Here is a 7428-nt window from a genome sequence, read left to right as displayed (position 1 = left end):
TGGTGGCGTGAGTCGTGGGGTTTGCCGGTCAGCGATAGGCTAGCGGCGCTAGTCAGTTCGTCATCCACGGGCGGAGCGGGAGCGAAGCGGACGCGGAGACCCGAGGATCCATTCCGTGACTTTGATCGTAGCGTGCTGCGGAGCAGAATTCTGAACCGTGGCAACGCCTCAACGTCACGGAATGGATCCTCGGGTCTGCGCTGCGTCGCTTCGCTCCTTGCTCCGCCCGTGGATGACGAGGCTGAGGGGCTCGGCCAATCACGATTGCTGGCGCGGAGGCCCACCGAATGAACCCCTGCATGGCGAAGCTCGACAAAAGCCCGCGCCGTTTCCCGCGCGGGCGTCGATCCTCTCGACGGATCATCAGCTCCAATAGCCGGGGTGCCAGCGGCCGTGATACCAGAAGCCGGGATGCCAATGGCGCACCGGCCGGATGAACCGGCGGCCGTTGGGCACGCATCTGCCCCAACGGTTCACGTGCCAGCCGGGACCGCATCGCCAGCCGACGGCTTCGATGGGCAGCGGCGAAGCAGCTGGCTTGGCCATCGGCATAGCTTGAGAGCCGGCGCCGGACAGCATCAAGGTGCCGGCGGCCAAGGCGATGGGCAGAACGTATTTTGCGAGCATGCGTTGTCTCCGTAATTGTCCCTATCGCCGTGAAACGGAGGACAGGTCCGAATTCCGTCGGAGCGGTTTGGATCACATCTTCGTTAGACCAATTCGCCGTACAGTTTCGGTGGGTGCGGTTCTGCAAGGCTGGCCTCAGCCTTCGCCCATAACGAATTGATCCATATCAACGAGCCACGACGCGTCCTGCGCTAGCGTTGAAAGAACCGATCGACAAAATTCTCGAGGCCGGAGGCCGGCTGAAAACGGGAGATCATGCCGATGATGATCCGAACACTCTCCGCCCTGGAATGCACAAAATTTCTGGCGGCCAACCGCACCGGACATCTGGCCTGCGCGAAGGATGGGCAGCCCTACGTCGTGCCGTTCAACTACGCCTATGCCGACAGCCACCTCTATGCCTTTTCCCTACTGGGCAAGAAGATCGACTGGATGCGGGAGAACCCCCTGGTGTGCGCGCAGGTTCAAGAGCACACGCAGGGGCGCGGCTGGAGAAGCGTGATCGTTGAAGGCCGCTATGAGGAACTGCCGGACCGGGTCGGCCACAAGGTCCAGCGCGACCATGCGTGGGCGCTGCTGAGCAAGCACACGGACTGGTGGGAGCCCGGCGCGCTCAAGCCCGTCGCGCCTCCAGTGTCAGACAGCCTGCCGCACGTCTTTTTCCGGATCCTCGTCGAGCAGGTCTCGGGACGGGAAGCGGTCGAATAACCTGCTCGACGGTTATTAAGCCGGCTATCCGCCAAGCGTCGCCACGGTCTTCAGCGCGCCGTCCAGCATGTCGCCCTTTTCGTCCTTCAGCGCCGCCTCGCGCAGGCGGCGGATCCAGTCGGCGGCGTCCTCCCTGCCCTTGAGCATCGGCAGCGCCGACAGCACGCGGTCGAATTTCGACTGGGCGCGGGCATGGGTGTCGCTGTAGCCCTTGATCAGCCGGCGGCAGTTCAGGATTTCGGTGGCAAGCGCATAATCCTGCCGCACATAGCCGAGCGCCAGGTCGTACCAGCGCTCCAGATGCGCGACCTCTACCCGGTGGCGCAGCAGGCGGCGGCGCCAGCGGCGCAGGCCGCCGATGAACCACAGCATGGCGAAGCCGGTGAAACTGTCGGTGCGGATGTGGCGGCCGCGATTGATGCGGCGGTCGAGGAAGGCGGCGAGCTTGGGCCGGCTCTCGATGTAGCTTCCGAGCCCTGCCGGCAGCGTGCCGCAGAATTCCTCGATACGCGGATGGAAATATTCGGTGACCTGCAGGACCGAGCCTTCCTTGACGCCGACCTCGTTGCGCACCCGCTTGTCACGGGTCGAGCGCGTCTTCAAATCCGCGACGCGGATCATGTCGTCATAGCACATCGCGTTGGCGAGATGCTTTGCCGCGGCGATCGACAGCGTATAGCCGCGCTCCGCATTGTCCAGCGCCACCGCTCTGTCCAGTCGGTCGAGATACTCGCCGCCATAGGCGATGTCCTGGTAATCGACGACCTTCTTCAGGCCGCGCTCGGCCATGTCGCGCAGCGGTTCCGGCAGCAGCACCACGCGAGCGACAAGCTCCTGCCAGCCCTTGAGCAGGGTTTCCGGTCCGCTGACCTTCGCCGTCGACTTCGGTTCGGCAGCAGCAGGCTTTGCTGTCGTATCGTTTGCCGGCGCTGCCGCGATCCCGCGCGCGCGATCGTAAGCCGCGCCGAAGGCGGCGAGGCTCGGCTTGACGCCACGGCCGCCGGCGCCGATCGCCTGCTCGTAAGTCTCGCGGGTGAAGGGCAGCGCGTCGGAACCGGCCAGCGCGCCGAGTAGGCTGGCCGAGATCATCGTGCCGTTCTCGGCGGCGATCTTTTCCATGTCGAAGGCGATGAAGCGCCTTGCCGCCGCTTGCGCCGTCGCATGCACTTTCTCCGACGAGACGCGGCCGTCACCCGGCTCGATCTTTTCCGAGACGGCGGCGATGCGGTGCGAGGACGTGATCAGCGTCGTGCGCTCGGGCGTGACGAAACCGCGGATGATGGCGCGGCCGGCTTCCATCAGCTCGGCCGCGATTAGGATATCGACGTCGCCCTGCGAGGGCGACAGCGCGAAGACCGGCAGCCGGCCGGTGTCGCGGGCCATCTCGATATAATAGATCGTGGCACCGGTGCGCTGCGCGACGCCGGCCACGGAGGTCGATTGGGCGATATAGCCGTTGCGCTCTGCGACATCGGTGATCCAGTCGGCAAGCACGCCGCCGCCCTGGCCGCCGACGGCGAGCACGGCGAGTTTTATCACCCGCTCGTCGTTTGAGGCGCCCGCCTTCGGGCGCAGGGGAGAAGCCTGGTCAAGCATCGGCGAACATCAAGCGGCGGCTCTCCCGGCGGCGCTGCAGAAGGCCGATCGCGGCACGGCGCGCGCCTTCCAGGAAACGGTCCCAGCGGCCGGGGTTGTGCACGACGTCGGCGCGGTAGAAGGACGGGCAAAGCACGGCGGCATCCGCCACCTCGCCGCAATTGCCGCAGCCGACGCAATTCTGGTCGATCGAGGCGACAGGATCGTCACGCAGCGGATCGTCGAGCGACTTGACCGACAGCGACGGGCAGCCGGAGAGCCGCATGCAGGCGTGGTCGCCGGTGCAGATGTCCTCGTCGACGCCGAATTTCGGCTTCACCACGCGCTCGCCGCCCTTGATCGCCTTGTCGACCAGCGGCTTCTCGCGGCGCTGGCGGTTGAGCATGCATTCGGACGAGGCGACGATGACCTTCGGCCCCTTCTCCTCGGTGGTCAGCGCATCGCGCAACGTGTCGCGCATCTTGCCGACATCATAGGTGCGGTCGATGTGGCGCAGCCATTTGACGCCCATGCCTTTCACCGCTTCATCGATCGGATGCTTGGTCGACTTGGTGCGATTGTTGGCGCGCGAGGACAGGATGTCCTGGCCGCCGGTGGCGGCGGAGTAGAAATTGTCGACGATGACGATGACGCCGTCATTTTTGTTGAAGACAGCATTGCCGATCGAGGAGGTCAGGCCGTTGTGCCAGAAGCCGCCGTCGCCGACGAAGGAGATCGAGCGGCGTTTTGCCTCCGGCGAATTGAACGCGGAAGCCGAGGCCGGCCCGAGCCCATAGCCCATGGTGGTGGCGCCGAGCTCGAAGGGCGGCATGATCGAGAACAGATGGCAGCCGATGTCGGAGGCGATGTGGTGCTTGCCAAGCTCCTGCTCGACCAGCTTCGTCGCCGCGAAGATCGGCCGCTCGGGACAGCCGATGCAGAAACCCGGCGGACGTCCAGGCACGACATTGATGAGGTCGGCCGTATCGACGCCCTCGCCCAGCTTGTTCGGCGCGCGCACCTCGCCCGGCAGCAAATGCGGGGCGTGCGCCCGCAGGAACGAGCCGATGCCGTCGAGCATCACCTGCCCGGTATATTCGCCGGCCATCGGCAGATGCTCCTTGCCGACCAGCCTGGTGCCGCGCCCGGCCTTGTGCAGCATGGCGGCAAAGGCCTGCTCGATGTAATTGGGCTGGCCTTCCTCGACGACCAGCACCGCCTGCTTGCCCTCGCAGAAGGCGAGGAACTCATCGTCGACCAGCGGGTAGACGGCGTTCAGCACGTAAAGCGGCACGTCGGTCTCGCCATAGGTGTCGGCAAGGCCGAGCCGCTGCAGCGCGCGGATGACCGAATTATACATGCCGCCCTGCATGACGATGCCGACCGAGCCATGGTCCGAGCCGAAGATCTCGTTGATCTTGCGGTTTTTGATGAAATCGACCGCCGCCGGCCAGCGCTTGGCGACCTTTTCCTTCTCATGCAGGAAGGAGGCGGGCGGCAGCACGATGCGTCCGGTGTCGCGGCGCGGCGCGGACAGCGCATCGGCGACCGACATTGGCGGGCGCTTGTTGTCCTTGGCGATGAAATGGCCGTGCACATGGCAGCAGCGGATTCGCACCTGCAGCATCACCGGCGTGTTCGAGACCTCCGACAGCTCGAAGCCGTCCTCGACCGCCTTGACGATCGACGGCAGGTTCGGGCGCGGGTCGAGCAGCCAGACCTGGCTCTTCATGGCAAAGGCATGGCTGCGCTCCTGCATGATGGAGGAGCCCTCGCCATAGTCCTCGCCGACGATGATCAGTGCGCCGCCGGTGACGCCGCCGGACGCCAGATTGGCGAGCGCGTCGGAAGCGACGTTGGTGCCGACCGTCGACTTGAAGGTGGCGGCGCCGCGGATCGGGTAATGCACGGAGGCCGCCAGCATGGCGGTGGCGGTCGCTTCGGAAGCGCTCGCCTCGAAATGCACGCCGAGCTCGCCCAGAATGTCCTGCGCGTCGGCCAGCACGTCCATAAGATGGCTGATCGGCGCGCCCTGGTAGCCGCCGACATAGCCGACGCCGCATTGCAAGAGCGCCTTAGTGATCGCGAGGATGCCCTCGCCGGCGAATTCCTCGCCTGCGCCAAGCCTCAGCTTTTCGACTTCCTTGGCAAAAGACCGTTCGGCCATCTCCGCCTCCTTCCGTTGCCGCCTTCCGTGGGGCGGCGCGTGCATCTAGATTTCGTGCTTGCGGATGTTCTTCAGCATTTTTTGCAGCGTCGCGATCAGCGCGGCGTATTCGGCATCGTCGATACCATCGAACATGGCTTCGAAAGCGTCATGCATTGCGGGCCAGGCGCGGGTGAACAGCGCTCGCCCGTCATCGGTAAGAAAAACATGGCGGATGCGGCTGTCGGTGACGCCCTGCTCGCGCCGCACCAGGCCCTGGCTCTCCAGCGTATCGAGCGTGCGGCTCAAGGTCGACTGCTCGATGACCGTGTACACCGAGAGATCGTTGACGGTGACGCCGTCGGCGACCGACAGCACGGCGAGCGTGCGCACCTGCGGGATGGTCAGGCCCTGCTTGCGGAAGTCGTCGCGCAGCGTGGCGTTGTAGCGGCCCATGATGCGGTTCATCAGATAGGGCGCGAATTGCTGCAGGCCGATCTGGCCGAGGGTCGAGATGCGCTGGCGCTTTTCGGCGAGCTTCTGTTCCATCACAGCCTCCCCGCCAGCAGAAAGCCGGAGCCGCCGCCGAGCCCGGCGCCTGGATGCGTGGACGCGCCGATATGATAGAGACCCTTGATGCCGGTCTCGTGGTTGCGGCTGGCCTTGAACGGCCGCCATAGGAAGGACTGGTCGATGGTCGACGAGCCGCCATAGGGATCGCCGCCGACAAGGTTGACGTTCATGGCTTCGAGATCGGCCGGCGAATAGGCGCGGCGGGCGATGACCGTCTCGCGGAAACCGTCGATGTGGTTGGCGAGGATCGCCTCGACGCGGTCTGCATAGGCCTCGCGCAGCGCGTCGCTCCAGCGGCCGTCGGCCGGCGCTTCAAGCTTGCTGGCGGCATCGCCCTTGATGTGGCGCGGCGCCTCCGGCAGTTGCAGCCACAGGATCGCCTTGCCATCGGGGCAGCGCGACGGGTCGAGCACGTGCGGCTGGCCGACGCAGATGGTCGGCACTTCCGGCAGCAGGCCGCGCACCGCCTCGTTGCAGGCTTTCGACACGCCATCCAAACCCGGCGTCAGATGCAGCAGCGCCACCTTGTCGAGGCCCTCGCCGCGCCAGGCCGGCGGCTTGTCCAGCGCATAGTGGATCTGGAAATTGCCCTTGCCGTAGCGATAAACGCGCGTCGCTTCGACATCGCGTTTTGGAGCATCCCCGCCGAGCAGGCTGCCGTAAAGTTGCGTCGGCGTGACCGAGCAGATGACGCTCTTCTCGGCGTTCAATGTCTCGCCGGACGCGAGCCGCACGCCGCTGGCGCGGCCGCTGGTCTGGACGATTGAGGCGACATCGGCATTGACGCGTATCTCGCCGCCGCGTTCCCTGATCAGCGCCTCGAAGGCGGCGAGCAGGTTCCTGGCACCGCCCTTGACGATCGGCGCGCCGGCCGCCTCCAGCGCGAAGGCGATGACCTTGGCGATCTGGCCGGAGAAGGCGTCCTCCGGCCCGAGCCCCGCATGCAACACCCAGGGCGCCCAGAGCGCGCGGACGGTATCGGATGTGTAGGTCGTCTCCAGCCAGCCACGTGCCGGCACCAGCGCATCGCCCATGAAAGCGGCAAGGTTGCGCGGGCCGCGCCGCCAGGCCTCGCCGGCGATGAGCTTGGTCGTCGGATAGGACCAGAGCGCGCCGCCGAGCAGGCCGAAGAGCAGCCCGGCATTGCGCTCGATGCCGCCGACATCGCCGCCATGGCGGTCGCCGTCGCCGGAGGCGATCCGGTTCAGCGCCGCGATGTTGGCGGCACGGTCGGTGGTGAGCACGGCATGGCTGCCGTCGGGCGTGAGCACGCCTGTCGGGGTGGCGGTGTGGCAGAACTCCAGCCCATGCCGCGCAAGGTCCTTGCCGAGCGCGGCGAACGCCGGCGAGGTGATGAACAGCACGAAGGTCGTGGCCATCACGTCGTGGACGAAGCCCGGCGCCGTCGCCTCCTCGGTGCGCATGCAGCCGCCGATACGGTCGTTGCGCTCGAGCACGAGCACGCTCGCGCCCTTGGCGCCAAGCATCGCCGCGCAGACCAGGGCGTTGATGCCGCTGCCGACGATGATGTGATCGGGGACGGTCATTGGAGGCTCGCGGGTGTTGGGAGGCCAATCGCGCAAAGCCGCGTTCCTTCGCGCCCCCCTCTGGCCTGCCGGCCATCTCCCCCTCAAGGGGGGAGATCAGCAGTTCCGGCGCCCTGCTCATTTCTGCAATGTTGGAGATTGGCGAAAACCGTTGTGACGGCCAATCTCCCCCCTTGAGGGGGAGATGTCCGGCAGGACAGAGGGGGGCGCCGTAGAGCGCCAGCGCTGCAGAACGGCCGCCTCGACTCCATC

The 7428-nt window shown here is 66.1% G+C and carries 6 protein-coding genes; 1 reads left to right on the top strand and 5 read right to left on the bottom strand.

Annotated features, from left to right (window positions below; translation table 11 throughout):
• Positions 1-363: 363 nt before the first annotated feature.
• The gene (locus FJ980_RS28575; RefSeq protein ID WP_140546997.1) at positions 364-627 is read right to left on the bottom strand and encodes a hypothetical protein; all 264 of its coding nucleotides are present in this window, start codon (positions 625-627) and stop codon (positions 364-366) included.
• Between the two features lie 261 nt (positions 628-888).
• Between FJ980_RS28575 and FJ980_RS28570 the strand changes: the two genes are divergently transcribed.
• A complete protein-coding gene (locus FJ980_RS28570) occupies positions 889-1335 on the top strand; it encodes a pyridoxamine 5'-phosphate oxidase family protein (protein WP_140546998.1) in 447 nt (148 codons plus the stop codon).
• 24 nt (positions 1336-1359) lie between these two features.
• On the opposite strand, the gene FJ980_RS28565 is transcribed toward FJ980_RS28570, so the two are convergent.
• Genes FJ980_RS28565 through FJ980_RS28550 form a run of 4 tightly spaced genes read right to left on the bottom strand, consistent with a single transcriptional unit; the run spans position 1360 to position 7176 of the window.
• On the bottom strand, positions 1360-2931 hold the full coding sequence (locus FJ980_RS28565; protein WP_140546996.1) for an indolepyruvate oxidoreductase subunit beta family protein: 1572 nt from the start codon (positions 2929-2931) through the stop codon (positions 1360-1362).
• Complete coding sequence (locus tag FJ980_RS28560; protein ID WP_140546995.1) at positions 2924-5077, bottom strand: indolepyruvate ferredoxin oxidoreductase subunit alpha; 2154 nt, start codon at positions 5075-5077, stop codon at positions 2924-2926. Before FJ980_RS28560 ends, FJ980_RS28565 begins: the two co-directional genes overlap by 8 nt.
• A gap of 45 nt (positions 5078-5122) precedes the next feature.
• The gene (locus FJ980_RS28555) at positions 5123-5605 is read right to left on the bottom strand and encodes a MarR family transcriptional regulator (RefSeq protein WP_140546994.1); all 483 of its coding nucleotides are present in this window, start codon (positions 5603-5605) and stop codon (positions 5123-5125) included.
• A complete protein-coding gene (locus FJ980_RS28550) occupies positions 5605-7176 on the bottom strand; it encodes an NAD(P)/FAD-dependent oxidoreductase (RefSeq protein WP_140546993.1) in 1572 nt (523 codons plus the stop codon). The genes FJ980_RS28555 and FJ980_RS28550 overlap by 1 nt, the downstream gene beginning before the upstream one ends.
• Positions 7177-7428: the final 252 nt, after the last annotated feature.

It is taken from the genome of Mesorhizobium sp. B1-1-5 (assembly GCF_006443065.1).
Taxonomy (GTDB): domain Bacteria; phylum Pseudomonadota; class Alphaproteobacteria; order Rhizobiales; family Rhizobiaceae; genus Mesorhizobium.
Note: the sequence above shows the minus strand (reverse complement) of the source record. Positions and strands in the feature narration are given on the sequence as shown.

Bases quoted from the DNA above. Each gene is read 5' to 3' on its own strand.
- FJ980_RS28570 (WP_140546998.1), top strand. From the start codon at position 889: ATGATGATCCGAACACTCTCCGCCCTGGAATGCACAAAATTTCTGGCG.
- FJ980_RS28560 (WP_140546995.1), bottom strand. From the start codon at position 5,077: ATGGCCGAACGGTCTTTTGCCAAGGAAGTCGAAAAGCTGAGGCTTGGC.
- FJ980_RS28565 (WP_140546996.1), bottom strand. From the start codon at position 2,931: ATGCTTGACCAGGCTTCTCCCCTGCGCCCGAAGGCGGGCGCCTCAAAC.
- FJ980_RS28575 (WP_140546997.1), bottom strand. From the start codon at position 627: ATGCTCGCAAAATACGTTCTGCCCATCGCCTTGGCCGCCGGCACCTTG.
- FJ980_RS28550 (WP_140546993.1), bottom strand. From the start codon at position 7,176: ATGACCGTCCCCGATCACATCATCGTCGGCAGCGGCATCAACGCCCTG.
- FJ980_RS28555 (WP_140546994.1), bottom strand. From the start codon at position 5,605: ATGGAACAGAAGCTCGCCGAAAAGCGCCAGCGCATCTCGACCCTCGGC.